A 25615-nucleotide genomic window follows, 5' to 3' on the forward strand; every position below is an offset into this window, starting at 1 on the left:
ATGCCAATAACAAAAAGAATGATTAATGATATCATGTTAGAACTTAAAGAAAAAAGTGATAAAATTAATGATCCAAATACTTCATTAGAAGATGCAATTGAATTGTATAAACAATCTAAGGCGCTTTTTGATGAATTTGGAGAAAAAATTAAAACTGCTGAAGGAGAAGTTATGACAGTTAGTGAAAATGGGGAACTATCTAAATTATCATAATATTTAGTTGAGATTAAATATATTTTTAAATATTACTACATATTTTAATCTTAATCCCTACAAACCCCCCTCAATAGGGGAGTTTTTTTCTTTTTAGAGGTTTTAAAGCACATAATTTTCATTCATTTATAATTTCGTTATTAAAAAATGATATAATAATAAAAAGACTGTAAAGGAGAAGGCTATGAATGATAATAAAAAACAAATTTTAAATAAATTATTAAACGATAGCATGGTTAGAGAATATCTAGAATCAACTACCCCAGAAAAAGTTAATGAATTTTACAATAATATTGAAGATATCTACAATATGCTCCATTTAAAAAATAAAGTTGATGAAGATATAGTTAACCAGGTTTCGAATTTTATTGATATTAAAGAAACTGAAGAGAAAAAAATAGTCAAAGAACTAAGTGATTTTAATCACGAATTTAATCGTGATATATTAAAAAAAAAGTAAACAGTATTAAATATGATCAAAACAATCGTAGTGATTTTTTTAAAAGACTTAGTCAATTAATTAAATTAGAAGATTCTCAAAAAATGTATTTTTCACATGAAGATAATAAAAATCTTGTTGATATTGCCAACTATTATTACAAATCAAATATTGACAAATCTTATAAGGAAAATATGAAAATAAAAGTTGAAGATTCTAAATATGATTCACATATATTACTAGACAATATGGACAATATTATTAATTTTCCAATTAAAGAAAAGTATTTTTTGAAAGTAATAAATTATGACCCAGAAAACTTAAATTATCAAATTAAATCAGATAATATTTCAGTTGTTGATTGCTATTTTGATGTAAAAAATGGTGTGATAATTCTCTATGGGGTATCACTTGGAAATGCAAATTTAGATTTTGAAGCTTTTGATAAAAAAGATGGTTATTTTTACAATAAAAAAATTGCGATTAAGATTGTGGAAAATAATCAGTCACAAACCAAACCAGAAGATTATGACCCAAGCTTATATAAAAATTATTTAGATAAACTTATTTCAGGATTTGAATTTGAAGATGAACAATACGATGATGGGTTTAACTTTGAGGATGTTGAAAATAACATTAACTTTGGAAGTGATGGAATCACATATAAACATGGATGAAAACTTAACTATGACCGTCATACTCCAGAATCGATTCGAAAATATTATAAAATCCCTCAAAGCTTTTTAATTAAACAAGAATTTGAAATTGATGAATATTCAACAAAAAATCAAAGTGTTATTGACCCATTTATTATTGAAGATTTAAGAAATAATCTTAAGGGTGATAAATTTTCAGAAAAATATCTATTAAAGCCAAAAATCGTTAAAATTAAAAAAGTTTATGTTGATAGTGAAGAAGAAAAAATTAGATTATTATCAGAACTAAAAGATACGTTGGGGGAAAATGATCCAAACAATAAATATGTAAGAAGAATAACTGGACTTAGATATAAAGAACTTTTAAATGAAATATCTAGAAAACAAGAAAAAGTTATTAATACATATGGTTCTGTAATGTTTGAGAAAATTGCAGAATCAATTAAAAGCGATCTTAAAATATATCAAAATAATAATGAAGAAAATAAATAGAATTAAATTGTTGGGTTTTATATATGAAAAAAAGATTAGATGAAATATTAGTAGACTTAAATCACTTTGAGAATAGGTCTAAATCAAAATCAAATATTATTGTTGGTAATGTGATTGTTAACAATGAAAAAATCACAAAACCAGGAACACTATTTAATCCAGAAAAACTAAATATTCAGTTAATAAATCAAAATCAAGAAAGATTTGTTTCTAGAGCTGGAAGCAAATTATACAAAGCAATTATAAAATATGGGCTAAATTTAGATGGTCTTGTATGTTTAGATATTGGTTCTTCAACAGGTGGCTTTAGTGATTGTTGCTTACAAATGGGAGCTAGTTTAGTCTATGCTGTTGATGTTGGAACAAATCAATTAGACTATCGCCTTAGAACAAATCCAAAAATAGTTTCAATGGAGAAACTAAATTTTAGAGATGTTAAAATTGATATGTTTGAAAAAGAAATTAATTTCTTTTGTTGTGATGTTAGTTTTATTTCATTAAAACACATTTTGCCACCATTAAAAGATATTGTTAAAGTAAATACATTTGGAGTTTTATTAATAAAACCCCAATTTGAATCTTCACGAGAAAATGTAAAAGCGGGAAAAATCAATAGTAAAAATGTCCATATTGAAGTTATTGAGAGCGTATTTAATTATTTGAATATAAATTACTTTGATGTTATTGAAATTGATTTTTCTCCAATTTTGGGTAATAAGAAAAAAAATATTGAGTATATTACTGTTGTTAAAAAAAGACAGGACAAAAAGAAAGAGACAAATAAAGATATAAATAGTATAATAAATTGTGTAAATAGTGCTTGAGATTTTTTTAAGGACAATGATTATGAAAGAATATAAAGTTATACTTTTAATGGATATGGATGCTTTTTTTGCCTCATGTCACGAAGCGATTGACCCAAAATTAAAAGAAAAACCATTGGTTGTTTGTTCTCCAAATAGTCGCGCAATTATAACAACATCAAATTATAAAGCAAGAAGTATTGGAATTAAATCTGGGATGCCATACTTTAAAGCAAAAAAACTTAGTAACAACCTTAATATTGCCACTCCTGATTATCAATTATATTCTAATTTTTCATCAAAAATATTTGAATTACTAATTGATGAATATACACCAAAAGTTGAGGTTGCCTCAATTGATGAGTGTTATATTGACGCAACAAATATTTGACATAAATATGGTTCAATTAAAAAACTATGTTTAGATATTCAAAGAAAAATCTATAAAGAATTTAAGCTCACATGTTCAATTGGAGCATCATACACTAGATTTTTTGCAAAAATGGCGGTTAGTTTTAATAAACCAAATGGGGTTAAGATTATAAAGGGTGATGATTATAAAAAAGAAATTTGACAATTAGATATTGAGAAAATGTTTATGATTGGTCCATCAACTGCTGTAAAATTGCGAGAAATAAATATAAAAACAATAGGAGATCTTGCGTGTAGTAATGTTAAAGATCTTGAAAAGGTTTTAGGTGTACGGGGAAGAAATCTATACAATTGTGCAAATGGAATTAGTTCTGATGTAGTCTTAGCAGAATCTTCACAAAATAAAAGTATTAGTAATGAATTTACATTAGATGTTGAATCAAATCAATTTGAAGAATTAAAAAATTATATTTACTTTCTTTGCAAGAGAGTACATAATCGTTTAGAAAGACGTTTTTTAATGTTTAAAAATGTCTCTGTTTTATTGGCAACAAGAAATAGGAATGGGGAGTTTATTCGTTCTAAGAGTATTGTTAATAAATCAATGCAAAGAACATTAAATGACTATAGTGACCAATTTAATACTCTTCTAAATCAAGCATATAACATCTTTGAAGAATTTTTTGATAATCAGAGCATATATAAAATTGGAATTGGTGTAAAGGATCTAATTTCAAAAAAAAATTATACCTATCAATCAACATTAGATAGTATTAATCAAGTTTCAAAAAATCATAATCAAGAATTAGAATCTTTAAAGAAAAATATCAATCTTTTTTATAAAAAAGATGTTTTATATTTTGGAGATAATATGCCAAGGGAGAGTTTCAAACAAACAAAATATATATTTAATGAAGAAACTCATCTTTCTAACAAACAAATTAAAAAATCTAAAAAGTAAATATCAATTTTTTTAATTTAATGACAAAAAAATGCACAATAATTTAATTTAAGAGTAAAATATTATAGGAGGTTTTTTAATGATTAATTTAATAGTTTCAGATTCTTATGATCCAGCAAAAAATCTTGCTATCGAAGAATTTTTAACGTCTAAATTTATTACAAAAGACCCAATACTTTTTATTTGACAAAATGAAAATACAATTGTTGTTGGTAGAAACCAAAATACTTATGCAGAAATCAATGTTCAGGCTGCGTTAAATGATGATGTTAAAATAGTAAGACGTAACACAGGTGGAGGAACAGTTTTTCAAGATCTAGGGAATGTCTGTTTTTCTTTAATAGTTAATAATGATAAAAATTACTCAACTAATTTTGAATTATTATTAAAGCCAATAATTAATTATCTTAAACAAAAAGGATTAAATGCAAACTTTCATGGTAGAAATGACATTGAAATTGATGGATATAAAGTTTCTGGTAATGCCCAATTACAAAACAAATTAAAAGTTCTCCAGCATGGTACACTTTTATTTGATGTTGATTTATCAAAAATCCAAAAGTATTTAAACATCGATAAAGAAAAAATTAAGCATCAAAAGGTAAAGTCTAATATTGCACGTGTTGCAAATATTAAAAAATTACTCGATGATATTGGAATAAAAATTGATATTAAACAATTTATTGATGAGGTAATCAAAAGTTATACTATTAGTGAAGAAATAAATAAAATTGATTATGACAAAAATATTGTCCAGGAATTGGAGAAAAAATATAATTCTAAAGATTGAGTTTTCCAAAAAAATTCTGATTTTGATTATACTTCAAAAAAATATCTTGAAAATAAAGGTATGGTTGAAGTTAATATTAAAATATATAATGGAATTGTAGAGATGATAAAATTCTATGGTGATTTTCTGGGATATAAAGGAACAGAAGAATTAGAACAATCTTTAAAAAATAAAAAGTATGAGTATGACAATCTTAAAGATATATTTTTAAGATTTGATCTAAAAAAAATATTTGGGGAAAATTTTGAAGCAAATGATTTATTATCATTATGCTTCAATTAGGGGTGAAAAATGAAATTTTTAAATAATTATGATCCATTAAAAAATCAAAGAGTTGAAATAATGGACAAAGATGGTGTAATAGTTGACCAAAAACTATTTACAGGAATTGATGATAAATTTATATTAGAATCTTATAAACTTATGAACCTTTCTAGAACACAAGATATATATCAAAATAAAGTTCAAAGACAAGGTCGAATATTATCTTTCTTAAGTTCGACAGGTCAAGAAGCATGTGAGGTTGCTTACATAAAAGCGTTGAATATGAAAACAGACCACTTTCTATCAGGGTATAGAAATAATGCTGCTTGACTTGCTTGCGGACAAGAAGTAAAAAATATAATGTTATATTGAATGGGAAATGAAATGGGAGGTAGAACTCCAGATGGTGTAAATTGTTTACCACCAAACATTGTTATTGGTACACAATATTCTCAAGCAGCAGGTATGGCATTTGCAGAAAAATTCCTTAAAAGAAAAGGTGTTGTCCTAACAACAACTGGTGATGGTGGAATGAGTGAGGGTGAAACCTATGAGTCTATGAACTTTGCAAAGCTTCATAATGTTCCATGTGTATTTGTTTGTGAAAATAATAAATGAGCAATATCAACCCCAACAGCAGAACAAACAAAAACAGTTAATATAGCTGTTAAAGCTGTTGCTTCTGCTATTCCATCAATAAAAGTTGATGGGAATGATTTTGTGGCAAGTTATCTTGTTACAAAAGAGATTGTTGACTGAGTTAGAGCTGGAAATGGTCCTGCATTTATTGAATATGATACTTATCGTTTAGGAGCTCATTCATCTTCTGACTCTCCAGATATTTATCGTCCAAAAGGTGAATTTGAAAAAATGCAAGCTTTTGACCCATTAGTTAGATTGAAAAAATATTTAATTACTAAAAAAGTGTGATCTGATAAACAACAAGAAAAATTAGATAATGAACAATTAGAATTTGTGGCAAAACAATTTACATGAGCAGAAACTAATAAAAATTATCCATTAGAAGATATATTTAAATATCAATATTCTGAGCTGACAGATAATTTAAAAGAACAACAAAAAGAAGCAAGCGAATTCTTTAAAAAATATCCAGAAACATTGAAAAGGGGACACTAGTATGGCAGTTATAAATAATATTAAAGCGGTTACAGATGCAATTGATGCTTGTATGGATAAATATAAAAATGTTGTTATTTATGGAGAAGATGTTGGATTTGAAGGGGGAGTTTTTAGAGCTACCCAAGGTTTACAACAAAAATATGGGCCAGATAGATGTTTTAATGCACCAATTTCTGAAGCGCTATTTGTTGGAGCTGCATTAGGAATGGCTATGAACGGTCTATTGCCAATTGTTGAATTACAATTCCAAGGGTTAGGATTACCTTCTTTACAAAATATCATTTCTAATATTTCAAGAATGAGAAATAGAAGTAGAGGAAAATACACAGCCCCTTTAGTTATAAGAATGCCAGTTGGTGGAGGGATACGTGCCCTAGAACATCACTCTGAAGCATTAGAAGCAATATATGCGCATATTCCAGGGATTAAAACTGTAATGCCATCAACCCCATATGATACTAAAGGGTTATTATGTGCAGCCGTTGAATCACCAGATCCTGTTCTATTTTTAGAACCATCAAAACTTTATCGAGCATTTAAACAAGAAGTTCCAGATGGTTTCTACACAGTTGAAATTGGAAAAGGATTTATTATTAACCCTGGAAATGATTTAACAATAGTAACATACGGAGCTCAAACAGTGGATTGTCAAAAAGCAATTGATTTATACAATCAAAAAAATCCAAATGCTTCAATTGAATTAATAGATCTTCGAAGTATTCAACCTTGAGATAAGAAAATGGTAATTAATTCTGTTAAAAAAACTGGAAGATTACTTGTAGTTCATGAAGCTGTTCGTTCATTCTCAGTGTCTGCTGAAATTATTACAACAGTGAATGAAGACTGTTTTGAATACTTAAGAGCACCATTATCAAGATGTACTGGTTATGATGTTATTATTCCTTATGATTGTGGTGAGACTTATCATCAACCAAACCCTTATAAGGTATTAGAAGCAATTGAAAAAATAATTGCATATGAATATTAGGAGGTTTTCATGTTTCAAGTTAAATTTGCAGATATAGGTGAGGGACTTACCGAAGGTAAAGTAGTAGAAATTTTTGTTAAAGTTGGTGATATTGTCAAAGAAGGACAAGAATTATTTGCTGTTGAAACTGATAAGGTTAATTCAGATATTTATGCTCCCGTTGGAGGAAAAATTCTTAAGATAAATATTAAACCAGACCAAGAAATAAAAGTTGGTGAAGTTGTTATTGAAATTGACAATGGTGGAGCTGGACCATCTCCTTCAAAACAAGTAAAAGAAGAAGTTGTTGAAGAAAATGCATCTGTTGTTGGTTCAACACCAGTTTCAAATGATGTGATTGTTAGAAACGTTGCAACTTCAAATCAATCAAATGGTGGTCTATTTAAAGCAACACCGTTAGCAAGAAAAGTGGCAGCTGAAAAAAATATTGATCTTTCTACTATAAAACCAAGTGGACCTAATAATCGTATATTATTAAAAGATTTAGACCAAAAAAATTCAAGTGGAGTTTTAAAACAATCTTCTCAATCATTTATACCAACACAAGGAAGCATTGTAAAGACTGTATACAATGGTCTATCATGAGAATCTATTCCAATGAACGGAATAAGAAAAGCAACTGTAAAAGCAATGGAAGCTTCTTCATCTGAAAAAGCAGCATTTTCTGCTTTTAAATATATTGATTTTACCCAAATATATAATTTAAGAAAAAAAATAAAACAATCATTAAATAATGAAGATATAAAATTAACATTTTTAGCTTTTGTAGTTAAAGCTGTTGCAAAAGCACTACGTAAATATCCAAATGTAAATGTTAGAATAGATAAACAAAACAATGCTATTTTACAGTTAAATAATATTAATGTTGGAATTGCTGTTGATACCCCAAAAGGGTTATTTGTTCCAAATATAAAAAATACAGACCAATTATCAATATTAGAAATAGCACAACAAATAACAGAAATGGCAGATAAAGCAAGAAGCGGAAAACTAGCTACTGCTGATATGTCTGATGGAACATTTACAATTACTAATTTTGGTTCTGTTGGAATTGAATTTGCAACTCCTATTATTAATGGTCAAGAAAGCGCGATTCTTGGTCTTGGTGCAATGACAAAACAACCAAAATATAATGGTGAAAATTTAGAACCAGCATGAATTATGCCATTTTCAATTACATGTGACCATAGAATCATTGATGGGGCAGATGCTGGAAGATTCTTACAAGAAATAGAAAAATACGCAACAGACCCATTGTTGTTGTTATTATAGGAGTGAAATATGTTTCAAGTTAAATTTGCAGATATAGGTGAGGGACTTACCGAAGGTAAAGTAGTAGAAATTTTTGTTAAAGTTGGTGATGTTGTCAAAGAAGGACAAGAATTATTTGCTGTTGAAACTGATAAGGTTAATTCAGATATTTATGCTCCTGTTGGAGGAAAAATTTTTAAGATAAATATTAAACCAGACCAAGAAATAAAAGTTGGTGAAGTTGTTATTGAAATTGACAATGGTGGAGCTGGACCATCTCCTTCAAAACAAGTAAAAGAAGAAGTTGTTGAAGAAAATGCATCTGTTGTTGGTTCAACACCAGTTTCAAATGATGTGATTCCTTCACGAGGACCACAAACATCTTCAGCAGCTAATGTGAAAATCGCAGATGAATTTGATGTTATTGTTGTTGGTGCTGGTATAGGTGGGTATATTTGTTCTATAAAATGTGCTCAACTAGGTTTAAAAACCCTTAATATTGAAAAAGAATATTATGGAGGTGTATGTTTAAATGTTGGATGTATACCAACAAAATCATTACTAAGAACAACAAAAGCTTATGAGGATATAATTTCTAAATCTAAAATTCTTGGTATAGATATACCAAATACCAAAGATATTAAAATTAATTATAAACAAGCAGTTAAACGAAAAAATGATATTGTTAGTAAATTAACAAATGGTGTTAAATTTCTTTTAGATAAAAACAAAGTAAAAAAAGAATTTGGTGTGGCTGTTGCATTAGATAAAAATACTATCCAAGTCAATGGTAAAAATTATCGAACAAAAAATCTTGTCATTGCTACTGGGTCTGTTCCAAATACACTACCTCTTCCTGGTTTTGATGATGCTAGAAAAAAAGGGGTTATGATTGATTCAACAAAAATATTGTCAATTACATCAGTTCCTAAAAGCTTAACAGTTATTGGTGGGGGAGTTATTGGTGTAGAATTTGGTTGTCTATTTGCAAGCTTGGGAACAAAGGTTACAATTGTAGAAGCAGCACCAACTATCTTAGGTCTTTTAGATAAAGAAGTGAAAGACCTGATCAAAAAAGAAATGATTGAAAAATATAAAATTAAAATATTTGAAGGTGTTAAAATTGATAAATTTGCTGGAAATAAACTATTCTTTACAGAGGGCGGAAAAAGTCAATCTGTTCTTGGTGAATATTGCCTTGAATCTGTTGGAAGAAGAATATCATTAGAAGGATTTGAAAAAATTGGGATTAATCTTGATCAAAGAAAATCTGTAATAATTAATGATTATTGTAAAACTAACGTTGAAGGAGTTTATGCAATAGGAGATGTGTCTGGTAGAGCAATGTTGGCCCATGTTGCCCAACATGCTGCGATAGTTTGCGCAAATAGCATTGCAAGATCTATGCAAAAAACAGAAGCAGAAGATATTGTAATGGATTGAGATAGAATACCATCATGTATTTATACTCATCCAGAAATAGCTTCAATTGGAAAAACTGAACAAGAATTAAAAAGAGATAAAATTGAATACCAAGTTGCAAAATTTCCATTTGCAGCAATTGGTAAGGCAATGGCAGATGATGATACAACTGGGTTCGTAAAAATAATGTGTGATCCAAAATACAAAACAATATTAGGCGCACATATTATTGGAAATAGAGCGACAGATATGATTTCTGAAATAACATCTCTAATTGAATGTGAAGGAACAATTTCAGAACTAGCAAGAAGTATTCATCCTCACCCAACAATGAGTGAAGCAATTGGAGAAGTTGCTGAAATATTAGAATATGGAAAAGCTATTAATATTTAATTTAGAAAATTTAAAAAAGGATTTGTTAATTAACAAATCCTTTTTTATTCTTTTAAAATCTAATTTTATTGTCTAATTTAAAATTATCTTATAAAAATTTCTTTTTCCTTTTTTAATAATTAAATACTTATCAAACAATGCTATTTTATTGTTAATGATAATATTTTCATTATCAACTTGTTTTCCATTTATTAATATTGATTTATCTTTTATCATTAATCTTGATTCACGATTTGAAGAACAAATTCCACTTTTTGTTAAAAAGGTTATTATATCTAATTTAGATTCAATTTCAATTATTGTTATTCCCGATAAATTCTTTATTTGTAATTCATTTAATTTATTAATATCATTTTTAAATAATGCTTCACTAACTTGCTGGGCATTTTTTAATCCTTCATCGCCTCTAACAAAAGTTGTAATTTCATCTGCTAATTGCTTTTGCATTAATTTTTCATGTGGAACATCATTGGCTTTTTTATCGAGATTTTTAATTTCTTCATATTCTAAAAAAGATAATCATCTTAATTGATTGGCAGTATCAATATCATCTTGATTTAAAAAGAATTGATAAAATTCATAATCACTTGTTTTATCTCTATCAAGCCATATAGCACCAGATTCTGTTTTTCCAAATTTTTGTCCATTTTTTTTAGTAATTAAATTCGTTGTCAATCCCACAGCTTTGGAATTATCATTTCCAACATAAGAACTTATAAGATCTAGTCCAGACATTATATTTCCTCATTGATCACTACCACCACATTGAATTCGACAATCATATTTAGTATATAATTGATAAAAATCGTATGCTTGTAACATTGTATAAAAGAATTCTGTAATACTTAGACCTTTATCAATTCTTGATGCAATTGCATCTTTTTTTATTAAAGGTGCTAACGTAAATCTTTTACCAACATCTCTTAAAAAATCTGTCATTAAAAAATCGTTTAATCAATCGCCATTATTGACAATTTTAATATCAGGTAAAAATCTTTCAAATTGTTTTTTCATTCCATTAACATTTTTTTCAATTTGATTATTATTAAGTAGGGGTCTTTCATCCTTTTTAAAACTAGGATCTCCAATTCTTCCAGTACCTCCGCCCAATACAATTAATGGTTTAAGACCAAAACTCTTAAATCTTTTTAATAGTAATATTTGTACTAGGTGACCAATATGCATTGAATCTGCTGTTGGGTCAAAACCAATATAAATATATGATTTATCTAAAACTGCTTGTTGCAATTTATCTTTATTGCTACAATCCTTGACAATCCCACGGATCTCAAACTCTTCAAATATATTTCTTTTCATTCTACTCCTATAGTATTTAAATTATTATATTTTAAGTATAACATACAATTTTATTAAAAACTTGAAAAAAATATTCTCAGAAAAAATGACTCTAAGTAGACTTGTTATCTAATAACTATTTTACTTTCGCTCTTTTTAAATTATAATTTACTTTCTTAATTCATTTCAATTTTTAATAAATTTTTAGAAACAATTGTAAAAATGTTTCATATCTCTAAATGTTCTAGAAATGATCCAAAAAACTTTTGTTTAAAACAAACATTTAAGCTTCCAGTTCGAGAATTGGTTTAAAACTTTTATTAGACATTGACTAGAATATATTGTTTGAGTTATAAATTAATATAGGTTTAGTATAATCTTTTATCAATACAATAATAAAAAAACAGATAAAAAAGAAGTTAGGTAGGAGACCAAAAGCAATCTTATGATACTAAACAAATTAAACATTAATACAAATAAGTACTATATCATATAAAACACTGAAATTTCACAAAAGAAATAAATTATAATATAATTAGTAAAATGAAAAATTATCTTGTAAATAGTAGACTAACTTTTTTCATTTTCTTTTAAATTTTTATTATATATAATTAATTTTACTTGTGAAAATAATAATTAATAAGAGTGTTGTAAATAATAACGATAAAAGAGGAGAGTAATGAAAAAAGCATTTATAAATCATAAAATAATAAAGAATTATATAATACAAAATCTTTGATTAATTATATTTTTTACTATTATTTTTCTTATAATGAATATTGTTGTGATTTTTATTAACACCTTAAATAAAGGAAAGCAAGGATTATCTTTTTTCAACAATCAAGAGTATCAAAAAAATAATTTGCAATGGACTAGTGTCTTGGGATATGGTAATTATCTTTCTGAAATTTTTAGTGCAAGTGTAATATTGTTTTCAATCTTTAATTTAATTTTAATTAATAAAATTATAGTTAAGGAAATTGTGAAAGGGCATATTTTACTTTTAATTGCTACATCAAACAGTAGAATAAAAATAATCTTATCTAAAATAGTTTTTCTTATTTTTACATCTTTAATTATGTTTTCCCCAAGTTTTGCGATGACGATTATATATTCGATCATTGACTTAAGTGATAATAAATTGTATATAGGAAGACTTATAACCTATCAATTATCATTTATTACATTTATGATTTTTCTAATTTTAATATTTACATTTATCTGTCAAATTTTAATTGAGGTAAACTATCTAGGATTGATATTAAACATTCTTTTGTTAGCTTACATTCTAACAATGGATTACATTGTTGATGAAAAGGTTTTTCAAGCTTCCTTTTTTAAATATATATCACCAACTTCTCTTTGTCCTAAGGTTTTAAAATTTAATGATGTTACTTTAAATTTAAAACCTAAAAAAGGAGAAATTAGTTTTGGAACATTAATAATTGATAATTTAGGATTTTCAATTGCCTCTATATTTATAAATTTGTTTCTTTCTATCTTGTTTATGTGGCAAATAATCTATAATTTTTCTAAAAAGGACCTAAATATTTAAGTAATAATTATATTGATTTAGTTTACCAATCTAGAATAATAGTTTCTTATCATCGTTTAATATAATTAACATGTAATGTTGATTTAATAGACAAAGATATTAAAAGAAAATTTTTAAGGCAATTAATTGTATATTTTAAAATTACATATTTTATTTTACCAATAAGCTTTAAATGGGAGTTATAATCACTATGATAAATAAAAAATTTATTATGCAAATCATGAAAATTAGTTTATTAAAATACTCAAAATATAAAATATATCAAATATAAATTAATTCATGAATTATTTTATTTTATCAACTAAAACCCAAAAATGACCATAAACACTGAATTTCAAGGTAATTTTTGTAAAATAACTTAAAAATAACCCCTTATTAATGAATAAACTTCATAAAAAAATATAATATATTAATAAATACTTTAATGATAGGGGATTTTTTGGTATAATATATATATTGGCGTTAATTTAATAAATTAATTATATTTAAAAATTGATAGAAATAAATAAGAGGAATAAATGGCTACAAATAAAAATAATAATCACGGTTACACAGAAGATAGTATTCAGGTTTTAGAAGGATTAGATGCAGTTAGAAAACGTCCTGGAATGTATATTGGTTCAACAGACTCTAGAGGTCTACACCATTTGGTTTGAGAAATAGTTGATAATTCAATTGATGAGGTTCTTGCTGGATATTGTACTGAAATAAGTGTAATTATTGAAAAAAATGGAAGTGTAACTGTTAAGGATAATGGGAGAGGAATCCCAATTGGAAAATATAAAAATACAGAACAATCAACTCCTGAAATAATTTTCTCTGTTCTTCATGCTGGTGGTAAATTTGGTGGCGATGGTTATAAATCTGCTGGAGGATTACACGGAGTTGGGTCAAGTGTTGTTAACGCACTAAGTTCAAAATTTAATGTTTTAATTCACCGTGATGGTAAAATATCTGAAATAAAATTTGCTAAGGGTGGTAAACTAATTGAACCATTAAAAGAAGTTGGAAAAAGTGAAAAAACTGGAACAATTGTTAATTTTTTACCAGATGGTGAAATGTTTTCAACAACAGAATTTTCTTATTCAACAATTTATGAAAGATTAAATGAGTCTGCATTATTAAATTCTGGATTAAAAATAAATTTAACAGATAAAAGAACAGATAAAAAAGTAGAATTTTTATATGAAAAAGGTTTAGAAGAATTTGTTAAATCCTTAAAAGGATCTTCAAAATTATTATTTCCAACAATAATTATGAAGGGTAAAGAAAACTATATTGAAGCAGAAATTGCTGTTGCTTATACAAATGGCTTTTCTGAATCTGTTGTTGGTTTTGCAAATAATGTTAAAACTGTTGATGGGGGAACTCACATTTCTGGTTTTAGAACCGGGATTTTAAAAGCTCTAAATGAATATGCTAGAAATAGTGGTATCTTTAAAGAAAAAGATTCTAATTTAGAATCTAGCGATGTAAAAGAAGGGTTAATTGCTATTATTAGTGTTAAGGTTCCAGAAAACCTTATTCAATATGAAGGACAAACCAAAGGAAAACTTGGTACAGCACAAGCAAGATCTGCTTGTGAAAAAATTGCCTTTAGTAGTTTTTCATTTTGATTACAAGAAAATGCTCAATATTCTAGTGAATTAATTGAAAAAGCATTATTAGCTAGAAGAGCAAGGGATGATGCTCGAAAAGCTCGTCAAGCTGTCAGAGATCAAAAAACAAAACTAACCAATAAAAATATGCTTGGTAAATTAACTCAAGCACAAGGAAAAGATAAGGCAAAAAATGAATTATTTTTAGTTGAGGGAGATTCAGCTGGTGGAAGTGCTAAATCTGGAAGGGATAGAAAATTCCAGGCAATTCTCCCTCTTCGTGGTAAAGTTATTAATGCTGAAAAAAATAAATTAGCAGAATTATTAAAGAATGAAGAAATTACAACAATTATTAATGCAATTGGAGCTGGGATAGGTCCCGAATTTGATGTAGAAGATTCAAATTATGGAAAAATTGTTATTATGACAGATGCAGATACTGATGGTGCTCATATTCAAACACTTCTATTAACATTTTTCTTTAGATATATGAAAGACCTAATCACTGAGGGTAGAATGTTTATTGCTTTACCTCCACTCTTTAAAATTCAAAAAACAAGCGGTGATAAAGAAATTAAATATCTTTGAACCGAAGATGAATTAAAAGATTTTATGAAAACAAATAAAAACAAAGTTGAAATTCAGCGTTACAAAGGTCTTGGAGAAATGAATGCAATTCAGTTATGAGAAACAACAATGGACCCAGATAAAAGAAAACTTATCCAGGTAACAGCAGATGATATTATTAAAAGTGATGCATCAATCCAAATATTAATGGGCGATGATGCTGAAAAAAGAAAAAATTGAATTGAAGAAAATGTTAAATTTACTTTAGAAGATAACTTAATATTTGTAGATAAAAATAAAGATAAAATTAAAGATAAGGAAAATAATCCTGATATAGGATAAATTAGTGAGGATAAAAGAAATGGCTAAAAATATATTAGATAACGAACAAATTCTTGTTCAACCATTTGAAGATGTTATTGGTGAACGTTTTGGTCGTTATGCAAAATACATTATTCAAGAAAGAGCGTTACCAGATGTTCGTGATGGTTTAAAACCTGTTCAGCGTCGTGTTCTTTATGCTATGAACGAAATTAACTTAACTCATGACAAACCATACAAAAAATCTGCACGTATTGTTGGGGATGTTATTGGTAAGTATCACCCCCATGGTGATACTTCTGTTTATGAAGCATTAGTTAGAATGAGTCAAAGTTGAAAACTAAATATGCCACTTGTAGATATGCATGGAAATAACGGTTCTATAGATGGTGATTCTGCTGCTGCGATGCGTTATACTGAATCTCGTTTGAGCAAAATATCTAGCTTATTATTAGATGATCTTGAAAAAAATACAGTAAAATTTGCCCCTAACTTTGATGATTCTGAATCAGAGCCAATTGTTTTACCATCATATTTCCCAAACATCTTAGTTAATGGTTCAACTGGGATTGCTGCTGGTTATGCAACAAATATGCCACCTCACAATTTAAGAGAAATAATCGATGCTTTAATATTAATTATAAAAAAAGATGACGTCAAAGATTCTGAAATCTTTAAAATTGTTAAGGGACCAGATTTCCCAACCGGTTCAATAGCTATGGGTCGTGAAGGAATTGAATCTGCATTTCGCACCGGTAAAGGAAGAGTCATTGTTCAATCAAAAGTTCATCACGAAGATGGAATGTTAGTAATTGATGAAATTCCTTATGAAGTTGTTAAGCAAGACTTGGTAAGAAAAATTGGTGATGTTGTTGAAGCGAATCCTAGCTTGCGAATAAAAGAAGTTAGAGATGAAACAGATAGAACAGGAATGAGAATTGTTATTGAATTGGAAAATAATGAAGATTATGATACTGTAAGAAAATTCTTATTTAAAAATACATCGCTACAAATATCTTACAATTACAACAATGTTGTAATCGTTGATAAAAGACCACAACTATTGGGAATTGTCCCAATTTTAAGAGCTTACTTAAATCACTATATTGATGTTTTATTAAAAAGAACAAAATATGATTTGGAAAAAGCAAAAAAAAGATTAGAAATTATTGCTGGTCTTGTTAAAGCAATATCAATCATTGACCAAGTTATTAGTACAATTAGAAAGTCTGCAAATAGAAGCGAAGCAATCCAAAATTTAATTAAGAGTTTTGAATTTACAGAAGTGCAAGCAACAGCTATTGTTGACTTAAGATTATATAGATTAACATCAACAGATATTGTCAAATTGCAAGAAGAAAAAGCAAACTTAGAATTGTTAGTAAATAAGTTAAATGCAATATTAAATGACAAAAATGAAATGAATAAAGAAATTATTGCCGATTTATCTACTGTTAGAGATGAATTTGGAATTGATAGAAGAACAGTAATAGTTGATGAAGTTGAATCTATTGATATTGAAATTGAAAAAACAATTGAGAAAAAAGATTTACACCTTTGAATTTCTCATGATGGTTATTTAAAAGCCATTGATATTGATACTTTCGAAAAATCAAATATGAAAGACTTTAAACGTAAACCCGGTGACACATACATTGCAAAATTTAAAGCAAATACAGTTGATACAGTTTTACTAGTTTCAAATCTTGGAAAATATTATGTTATCCCAGTTTATAAAATTGAAGAATCGAAATGAAAAACAATTGGAATTCATTTGAATAAAATTGTTCAAATGTCTGGAGCTGAAAATATAATCTCTGCATTTTTAGTAAAAGATTTTGATAATGCAAAACAAGAAATTATGTTAGCAACAAAACAAGGGATGATTAAACGTACCAAAATTGAAAATCTTAAAGTAAAATTAACATCAAAATCATATAAATTAATGAATATAAAACAAGGTGATGAGGTTGTTTCAGCAACATTGATTTCATCAAAAACAAAATATGCAATCATGCTGACAAGATCTGGTTATGCTGTAAAATATAATATTGATGAAATTCCATCAGTTTCAAGTTCTGCTAAGGGTGTAAAATCTACATCTTCAAAAAATGAAGAAATTATTTCAGGAATTGGCTATGATGATGGGAATTTAATCCTTGTTACAGATAAAGGTTATTGTAAAAAAGTTGGTGTTGATTTAATTCCAACTCTATCTAGACCTAAAAAGGGAATTAGGTTATATCCAAAAAACAATAAAATAGAAGAATATTGTGTTAATCTATTAAATGTTGATCCAAATAATAAAGAAATTGTCTTGTTTGATGACAACGGAGAAATGAGTAGTGTTAATATTGATAATCTCCCAGATTCAAAATTAGAAGCTAGAAATGTTAAACTTGAGGGTGCTAGCGGAAGATATGTTGAAGATATTAAACAATATATTGTTGAATCTAATGATATACCAATTCCTTCAAAATCTACTGATTTACCCACCAAGTAAATAATAAATTATGAAAAGAGAAAATAAGCAATATTTATAAGAACAATAAAATCTAATTTGTCAAATATACAATTAAATATAGTTTATCTTTTTATATAAATTTAATGTCATTTCTTCTTAGAAATGACATTTTATTTTTTCTAAAATAGATAAATTGTGCATAAAAATATTGAAATAAATATTAATAAAAATTGATATTAGCTTGGATGATTTTTTAAAATTGTATATATAGATAACTTATTCTTAACTATTTAAAATTAAAAATTTAGTTTTAAAATTTAAAGTATAAAATTAATCAATGTATATCTAATTTAAAAAAATCCTTAATTATACATGGAAAACGAGCTATGGAAGCTTAGAATTATTAATATAATTTTGTATAAAAAAATACAATTAATTATTAATTATTAACTTTTTTTCGATTAAATACTTGCTTTTAAAAAAATAAAAGACTAAAATATATGTGTAGGTTTATAGTATAACTATAGGTATATAAATGGAGAGTATTAAAATGAAAAAACTTTTATCAATTTTTGGTTCGCTTGCACTATCAAGCACAATACCAAATTCAATTATAGTCTCTAAAAATATTTAAAAGGGGGTATTTATGAGAATTTTTACAGCATCACCAAAATCGTGAGATAAAAAATGGTTTGAAATAAAGGATATTAATAGATGATTTAAATTTTGTTATTATGTTTATCATATATCTATTGTAATATTTTGATCATATCTTTATCTGTTATCAATTGTTTTTATCTCTATAATTATATCTGGAACTAAAAATAATAGTCTTATGACATTTAGTTTTATAAACTATACTATATGAATGCCAATAGGTATCTATGTTTTTATTCAAGCTTTTTGCTACATAAATACAATTGTATATAACAATACTAAGAATAAAAAAGTAAATGGAGATAATATCTCGGTTATAACATAGATATTTATTATCTACAATTTTAGTAAAATATAAATTAATCTTATCTATGGTAAATTATCATCTCTAAATAAGTTAAAAAGAGTATTTGTCATTAAAATTTTAATTTATAGATAGACACATATTATATATATTGCTATCTGTCTAATTAAAATAAATAACTTTGTTATTAAGAATTTAAAAATATTATTCGAAAAGGGGGTATTTATGATTTTTATAAAGTTTGGTGGAAAAGAGAGATTGAAAAGATGAAAAGAGATAAAATCATTTAATAAATGATTTGAAATTGCATATTATATATATAATTTTATCGAGTGTATGTTTTCTTTATTTGTTATGTTTTACGTATCGGTTGTAATATATACGCAGATTTTTGGAATTGAAATTAATAGTCGACCATTAATTATGATATTTTTATTATCAATTATTATTTGAAACACAAATAATATATTTTTTGCAATTATTAATAAATTATTTGAAAAAGCAAAAAATAAATTAGAAATAAATGAAAATTTTATAAATCAGGTAACCTAATTTAAATAATTTTATAAATAATTATTATTAATAACTATTTAATATAATCAAATAAGAAAAAGTAATTTTTTAAGGAATATACTATAAATATTTGAAAGCCATTCTAATTCTAGAATGGCTTTTTATACCAAAAGTATATATTCACAAAATTAAATAGTAGTATTTTATGTTCATTGGGTTTAGATATTAATATAATAAATTTTCTAGACATTGATATTTAGTTATTGTAACTTTTACTTATAATTTTTTATATGATATTTAATAACTATTCAATATTTTACTCTGTAATAAGAGAAATAAGACAAATTAAATTATATAATATACTTAATATTAGAGAGGTCTAAATGTTACAACAAGATTCAATTGAAAATATAAGAAACTATAAAATAATAAGGTTTTCAAATCCAATCTGAAAAGTTAAGAATATTAAAGAAATTCTTTCAATGGCAATTCCTATTTTTATTCAACTTCTTTTTAATGTTTTAATAGCCCAAATAAATTTAATAATTATTAACTGGTATGATAATAAATCATATGCTGATCAAGTATCGAGAGCAACACTTGCATATGTTACATTTCAATTTATTCCAGCTTTTGTTGCTGTTGGAACAATAATAGTTTCGGGTAAACTTATTGGCCAGGGAAAAAAATGTGAATTATCTAAAGTTGTAATTTCTGGAATTATGGTTAATGTATTTATAACATTAATTCTTGTTAGTCTATTGGATATTTTTGCCAAACAAATGTGTGCATTTGTTTCTCCGAGCGATAGGGTATCTCAAGAGGATGAAAAATGAATTATTTCTTTTTATCGAATCTTAAACATCCAATTATTATTTTCTGCTATTCTCCAGGTTTTAGCAGCGCCATTACAAGCATTAAAAAAATCAAAACATGTTTCAATTGGGGCAATTATTTCAAATTTTGTTGATATTACTTTTGTACTTCTAGTTTTATTTGTTTTTCATTGGTCACCCTTATGGGTTGCTGGTAGTGTCTCTCTTGCTGTTTTATTTCAAATCGTTTATTTAACAATTCTAAATAAAAAGTTTATAAATTTTAAAATTAATAAAGGAAAACAAATAAACTTTTATTATGCAAAAGAAATGTTAATTACTGGTGCTCCAATTACTTGTGAAATGATGTTATATTTTATCACAACTTTTGTTCTTTCTAGTTGTGTTGCTAGAATTGATATAGGAACGGCTTATGGTAAGGATACTGCAATAACAATTTATCGAAATTTAAATTCAATTGTTCAATATCTAGGAGCATTTACATCTGCCCTGGGAACAACATCTAGTGTTTTTGTTGCTAGAAAAATTGGTGAAGGGGATGCTCAAGGAGCATATGACTCTGCAATTAACTGTTGAAAAATTGGAAATTATATTCTTTTTTCACTAGCAGTTGTACTTGTTTGTGCTAGTTGATTGGTTTTAAAAATATTTAACACAAGTGATGAATTAATAAATTCATATGGTTATTTATTTGTTTTTATTACTTGTATAAGGCAATTATTTGATGTTGCAAATATGACAATTCTTCGTTCATTATGAGCAGTTGGGGATTTATTTACACCAATCTTTATTTCATTTATTACGATGGGACTTGCATATGTTTGTGCTCCACTTATTATTATTTTCGCTTTACATATGGATGGTATTTGAGCACTTATAATTATTCAATTAATTATGATCCTTGACCCATTATCAAGAACAATAATTTATTTGACACGATGAGTTAAATTGTCCTGACAAAAACATATTAAATCTATAGATACAAAATTATCGATTCCAGATAGTATTGGTCAAGAACAAGAATTGGAAATTGAAAAATTAAAAGGTAAAAGTAAAGATGATAAATAGAAAAGATGATAAAATAATTGGCATGATTGATAAAATATTTTTTGTCAATAAAGATTTTATGATTGCTCGTTTTAAATTACAAGATTTAAAACGAAAATATATAAATGTAAGTGGTAAAATTTCTTCAATGAGTCCAGGGTTTTTATATCAAATTGAGGGTAGTTGGACAAAGACTAGCAAGCCAACATTTAATATTATTAAGTTTTCATTAGCAACACTAGAGATTGATGAAAGAGAATATTGGATTTCACAAATTTCATCCACTCAATTCCCATCAATTACAAAAAAAAATGCAACATTAATAGTTGATTATTATAAAGACAATATTTGTGAAAAAATATTGGCAAATAAAGAAGAACTACGCAACATAGAAGGCTTAATTGGTCCAAAAATTGAAATTATTTATGATGGAATGAAAAGAATTAAGTATACAAATAAATGGTCTTTATTTTTTCGCGAACACGGATTTGACCAAAAAATATTATTACAAGTAATTACATTATATAAATCAAATTTAGAAGATATTGATAGTGTTTTTGAAGAAAAATTTTTAGAAATTGCTAGAGATAAATATTTATCTCCATCATTTATTGAAATCCTAAGTATAGAATATAAAATTAATGAAATAAATAATAAATTAGAGGAATATATTTTCTCTCAAAGAAGAATAGCTTTTATTATTTGAAATATCATCAATAAAATGATTATAAAATCCCAATCAACATTTATATATTATAATGAATTTTTAAAAATGTTGCAATCAGAATTTAACAATTACAATTTTAACAATATTTTATGAGTAAATTTTAAATCATTGATATCTGGCGCTATAAATTATGGACTAGAAAATAATTTGATTGTGCCAAAAATATGTATAAAGACTGGTAAGAAAATATTATATTCTTATGAAAGTTTTACAGAAGAACAAACAATCGCAAAAACTGTTGTTGATTTATATAATTCAAAACCTTTAAAAACAAAAATATCTTTCAATAAGGGATTGGAAATTTTTTTAGAAAAAGTTAAATTTATGGAAAACAATTTTATAATTAATAAAGAAGTTAAAGACATTCTTAAATTATATTATGATAGTAATTTAGTTATAATATCTGGAGAACCAGGAACTGGAAAAACATCAATTATTGAGCTATTATTTATTTGGCATAAAATTATAATTGATGACATATTTTCAAATAATATTTTAACCCCAACTGGAAGAGCTGCTTCTAGAATAGGCGAAATCTTGAAGAAAAATATAGAATTTGCAGATTATATTAATCCAACAACAATTCATAGTTATTTAGGATTTGATGGTGAAAAAATAGATATGACCCTAAAACAAAAAATTAGTGGTGATATTTTAATTGTTGATGAATGTTCAATGATCTCTAGTAAATTATTTAGTTTTCTATTTTCAACAGTTAATACTGATAAAAAACTTGTCCTAATTGGAGATATTAACCAACTACCAAGTATTGACTATGGAAATGTTTTTGAAGATCTATGTAATTCTTTTAAGGATAATTTTATTATTTTAAAAAATAATTATCGATCTGCTAAAAAAATAATTGAATTATCAAGATTAATAAATAATGATAAAATTGATGAATTTGACTTTAAAAATTCTGAACAAATTGAATTTATTGAACTTTATAATACACTTGATCCCTTAGAACCAATTAAAGATGTTTACAAAAAGATATTAGAAAGTGAAAAACTTCATAAATTATCTCCAATTGATAAAGTGAAAAGGGAAATTAAATTAGTACAAGTTATTTCTCCTGTTAATAAAAACCAATACGGTGTTGAGACACTTAATTTATCAATTCAAAATATTTCAAACCCCCACGGAACATATATTAGCAAAGGGAGATCAATTCAATATAAATATAGAGAATATGATAAGGTCATGTGTTTAATTAATAAAAAGGAATTTGGAATATCAAATGGAGATATGGGTCTAATTATTAATGACCCAGAAACATCAACTACATATTGTGAATTTAACAATGATTCAAAAAAGGAATTGGATAAATTTGCAACCGATGAATTAACATTGGGATATGCTTGTACTATTCATAAAGTTCAAGGTTCAGAATATGACAATGTGTTATTAGTTGTTGATGATACTTTTAAAAATAACTATAATTTTTTAAATAAAAAAATGATCTATACAGCATTAACTAGAGCAAAAAAGAAGATTTATATCTTTACAAACATTGAATCTTTTAAAGAAATATGTAGAAATAAACCAGATAAAAGAATGACTAAATTAGCAGAAAAAATAGCTAAATATTTAAATAATAAATAATATTTTGAAATGTTTAATATATATTTTGTGTTATTTGTGACAATAAACTATATAATAATAGTGTCACTAAAGATTTAAATATCTTAATGTAAACATATTTTAATTTTTATTAGAGTAGAGAAGGTCGTTGGTTTATAAATGTTCTTTAGAAATCATAGCAGAATTTCAATATTATATGGTGTATATCTTATGCAATTTATAATTTCACTCATTATTTTAATAGTATTTATTTCATCATATAATCTTGATTCAGATTTATCAAGATTAACAAATTCTTTTTTAAGTAATGATGAACAAAAAAATAAGATTATTAACACATTTAATAGTTCTTCTAAAATGAAAAATTTATTCTTCATCGCAGGATATGAAGGTTTTAAAAATATTTTATCAGTTCACGGTTTTAGTTTATTTATATATGCAATAAATGCTTGCATTATTTTCCCATTATTATTAATATTTATAATTTATTTACTTTTAAATTTCATCTGAATATATATAACATCAAAAATTAGAAGGGATTATAAATACAATTTTATAAGACAATTTGGTAAATGAGGTTTTATTATTTCAATTGGTATATTTTTAATATCAATGTTAATTGGTCTTGGTATAATAATTTCTTCTAAATATGATTTTAGTGACCAATTCTCAAATGATTGATTTTCAAATTTTAAAAGTAAAAATATTAATAGTGATTTTGTTTCACATACATCAGTATTATTATATATCACAAATATATCAGATTTCATATTTCATACAAATAAATCAAACACTATAAACGAACTTAGCAGTCTTCATACAACAATCCAGTATAGTGACCTTAGTTTTATTGTCACTTATTTTGGTCTTTATATTCCAATTGTGTTTTTCGTTTCAATCTTCTTTTTATCAATATTCATCGCATGTTTTTTATCAAAACGAAATGATAATGTAACATCATCGCTTTCAAATTGACTGGGAAATGTTAGAATTGATTCAATGAAAGAGTTTAGAGGAATGTTCTTTAAAAGCATTTACTTTTGAGTACTATCAATTGTTGCATTAGTAGCAATGATTTCTCCGGTCTTATTGTGTAGTTCTTACTCTGGTTATGAGATAACACTTTGTACAATAACAGTAATTGCATTTTTAATTACATTTATTCCTCTCTTAATATGTTATATAAGAACTAAATGCATGTTTTCAACCTCATTTAATACATACATGTTTATAATGATGAATTTACATTTATTATTTACCATTTATGTACAAATTCTCGGATATACATTAATTCGTGGATCAACAATAATTCCATTCCAAATATTTATATTCCAAATAATATTAATATATACCATTCAAATAACAACATTTGTGTTATTTATAAGATCTGATAAATAATAAAGGAAAATTAATGGAAATAAAAGAACTAAAATTAGATTCTCTTAAAATATCAATGATAAAAATACCACTTACAATTGGTTTATTTTTAATTGCTGTATTACCATTTTTTGTTTTTGTTCACAATTCTGGTAAACTAGCAAGTCTAAAAAATAATGACATAGAAAAGATAATATTTATAATTCTTACAATTGGATTTATCTTATTTTTATCATATTATTGAATGCGTTTTAATATTGTAAAAAAACAAAAGCACAAATTTGTTAAAAAAGAAATTATTACACTATTAATTTTTTCAATTTCTTTATTGTTATGTTTTTTATTCTACAGTCTAGACTCTATCCTATCATTTTATTACAAGGAAAATATAATTATATTTTGAGTATTTTATAGTCTTGGTTTTATATTTGCAATTATATCTTCTATCTATGAATATATTTCAAAATTGTATATAACAAATGATGTTATTGCTAGTAGATTTAAAAAAACAAAAAGTAATGATAGTGTGAAAACTAATGAAGAAGAAATTGTTATTAAAAAAAATATAAGGGAAACAGAATAAAA

The 25615-nt window shown here is 25.8% G+C and carries 21 protein-coding genes and 1 pseudogene; 21 read left to right on the forward strand and 1 reads right to left on the reverse strand.

What is annotated here, in order from left to right; genetic code table 4:
• From AAHM97_RS02795 to lpdA, 11 genes and pseudogenes are all read left to right on the forward strand, one after another.
• Complete coding sequence (locus AAHM97_RS02795; RefSeq protein WP_342268419.1) at positions 1 to 213, forward strand: exodeoxyribonuclease VII small subunit; 213 nt, start codon at positions 1 to 3, stop codon at positions 211 to 213.
• Positions 214 to 397: 184 nt separating this feature from the next.
• Positions 398 to 673, forward strand: coding sequence for a hypothetical protein (locus AAHM97_RS02800; RefSeq protein WP_342268420.1), 276 nt, complete (start codon positions 398 to 400; stop codon positions 671 to 673).
• Between the two features lie 83 nt (positions 674 to 756).
• The gene (locus AAHM97_RS02805; protein WP_342268421.1) at positions 757 to 1800 is read left to right on the forward strand and encodes a hypothetical protein; all 1044 of its coding nucleotides are present in this window, start codon (positions 757 to 759) and stop codon (positions 1798 to 1800) included.
• Positions 1801 to 1823: 23 nt separating this feature from the next.
• Complete coding sequence (locus AAHM97_RS02810; RefSeq protein ID WP_342268422.1) at positions 1824 to 2660, forward strand: TlyA family RNA methyltransferase; 837 nt, start codon at positions 1824 to 1826, stop codon at positions 2658 to 2660.
• Positions 2647 to 3936: a DNA polymerase IV gene (locus AAHM97_RS02815; protein ID WP_342268423.1), complete on the forward strand. Its 1290-nt coding sequence runs from the start codon at positions 2647 to 2649 to the stop codon at positions 3934 to 3936. Before AAHM97_RS02810 ends, AAHM97_RS02815 begins: the two co-directional genes overlap by 14 nt.
• 79 nt (positions 3937 to 4015) lie before the next feature.
• On the forward strand, positions 4016 to 5008 hold the full coding sequence (locus AAHM97_RS02820; RefSeq protein ID WP_342268424.1) for a lipoate--protein ligase: 993 nt from the start codon (positions 4016 to 4018) through the stop codon (positions 5006 to 5008).
• A 9-nt stretch (positions 5009 to 5017) separates the two neighbouring features.
• Positions 5018 to 6127: a thiamine pyrophosphate-dependent dehydrogenase E1 component subunit alpha gene (locus tag AAHM97_RS02825; protein WP_342268425.1), complete on the forward strand. Its 1110-nt coding sequence runs from the start codon at positions 5018 to 5020 to the stop codon at positions 6125 to 6127.
• A gap of 1 nt (position 6128) precedes the next feature.
• Positions 6129 to 7118: an alpha-ketoacid dehydrogenase subunit beta gene (locus tag AAHM97_RS02830; protein ID WP_342268426.1), complete on the forward strand. Its 990-nt coding sequence runs from the start codon at positions 6129 to 6131 to the stop codon at positions 7116 to 7118.
• A gap of 9 nt (positions 7119 to 7127) precedes the next feature.
• Positions 7128 to 8390 carry a dihydrolipoamide acetyltransferase family protein gene (locus tag AAHM97_RS02835; RefSeq protein WP_342268427.1) on the forward strand — a complete coding sequence of 421 codons (1263 nt, stop codon included), beginning with the start codon at positions 7128 to 7130 and terminating at the stop codon, positions 8388 to 8390.
• A gap of 9 nt (positions 8391 to 8399) precedes the next feature.
• Positions 8400 to 8729 (forward strand): annotated as a pseudogene (locus tag AAHM97_RS05350) (biotin/lipoyl-containing protein); the annotation flags it as partial.
• Positions 8730 to 8765: 36 nt separating this feature from the next.
• The gene (gene lpdA, locus AAHM97_RS02840; RefSeq protein ID WP_425288831.1) at positions 8766 to 10184 is read left to right on the forward strand and encodes a dihydrolipoyl dehydrogenase; all 1419 of its coding nucleotides are present in this window, start codon (positions 8766 to 8768) and stop codon (positions 10182 to 10184) included.
• Positions 10185 to 10256: 72 nt separating this feature from the next.
• Here lpdA and tyrS read toward each other — a convergent pair whose 3' ends face one another.
• Entirely contained in the window at positions 10257 to 11501 is a 1245-nt protein-coding gene (gene tyrS / locus AAHM97_RS02845) for a tyrosine--tRNA ligase (protein ID WP_342268429.1), read from the reverse strand.
• Between the two features lie 658 nt (positions 11502 to 12159).
• On the opposite strand from tyrS, the gene AAHM97_RS02850 reads away from it, so the two are divergent.
• From AAHM97_RS02850 to AAHM97_RS02890, 10 genes are all read left to right on the forward strand, one after another.
• Positions 12160 to 13035, forward strand: a complete 876-nt coding sequence (locus tag AAHM97_RS02850) for a hypothetical protein (protein WP_342268430.1) — start codon at positions 12160 to 12162, stop codon at positions 13033 to 13035.
• Positions 13036 to 13553: 518 nt separating this feature from the next.
• Positions 13554 to 15542, forward strand: a complete 1989-nt coding sequence (parE, locus tag AAHM97_RS02855; protein WP_342268431.1) for a DNA topoisomerase IV subunit B — start codon at positions 13554 to 13556, stop codon at positions 15540 to 15542.
• A 19-nt stretch (positions 15543 to 15561) separates the two neighbouring features.
• Positions 15562 to 18024, forward strand: a complete 2463-nt coding sequence (gene parC, locus AAHM97_RS02860; RefSeq protein ID WP_342268432.1) for a DNA topoisomerase IV subunit A — start codon at positions 15562 to 15564, stop codon at positions 18022 to 18024.
• 511 nt (positions 18025 to 18535) lie between these two features.
• Positions 18536 to 18619 (forward strand): lipoprotein, encoded by an 84-nt coding sequence (locus tag AAHM97_RS05355; protein ID WP_425288832.1) that lies wholly within the window; start codon positions 18536 to 18538, stop codon positions 18617 to 18619.
• 12 nt (positions 18620 to 18631) lie between these two features.
• The gene (locus AAHM97_RS02865; protein ID WP_342268433.1) at positions 18632 to 18967 is read left to right on the forward strand and encodes a hypothetical protein; all 336 of its coding nucleotides are present in this window, start codon (positions 18632 to 18634) and stop codon (positions 18965 to 18967) included.
• A gap of 204 nt (positions 18968 to 19171) precedes the next feature.
• Complete coding sequence (locus AAHM97_RS02870; RefSeq protein WP_342268434.1) at positions 19172 to 19498, forward strand: hypothetical protein; 327 nt, start codon at positions 19172 to 19174, stop codon at positions 19496 to 19498.
• A 344-nt stretch (positions 19499 to 19842) separates the two neighbouring features.
• Positions 19843 to 21363: an MATE family efflux transporter gene (locus tag AAHM97_RS02875; RefSeq protein ID WP_342268435.1), complete on the forward strand. Its 1521-nt coding sequence runs from the start codon at positions 19843 to 19845 to the stop codon at positions 21361 to 21363.
• Complete coding sequence (locus AAHM97_RS02880) at positions 21353 to 23674, forward strand: ATP-dependent DNA helicase (RefSeq protein ID WP_342268436.1); 2322 nt, start codon at positions 21353 to 21355, stop codon at positions 23672 to 23674. Before AAHM97_RS02875 ends, AAHM97_RS02880 begins: the two co-directional genes overlap by 11 nt.
• Positions 23675 to 23863: 189 nt before the next feature.
• Positions 23864 to 25051 carry a motility-associated protein Scm1 gene (gene scm1, locus AAHM97_RS02885; protein WP_342268437.1) on the forward strand — a complete coding sequence of 396 codons (1188 nt, stop codon included), beginning with the start codon at positions 23864 to 23866 and terminating at the stop codon, positions 25049 to 25051.
• Between the two features lie 13 nt (positions 25052 to 25064).
• A complete protein-coding gene (locus AAHM97_RS02890) occupies positions 25065 to 25613 on the forward strand; it encodes a hypothetical protein (protein ID WP_342268438.1) in 549 nt (182 codons plus the stop codon).
• Positions 25614 to 25615 lie beyond the last annotated feature (2 nt).

Source organism: Spiroplasma endosymbiont of Aspidapion aeneum, assembly GCF_964031045.1.
Lineage (GTDB): Bacteria > Bacillota_I > Bacilli_A > Mycoplasmatales > Mycoplasmataceae.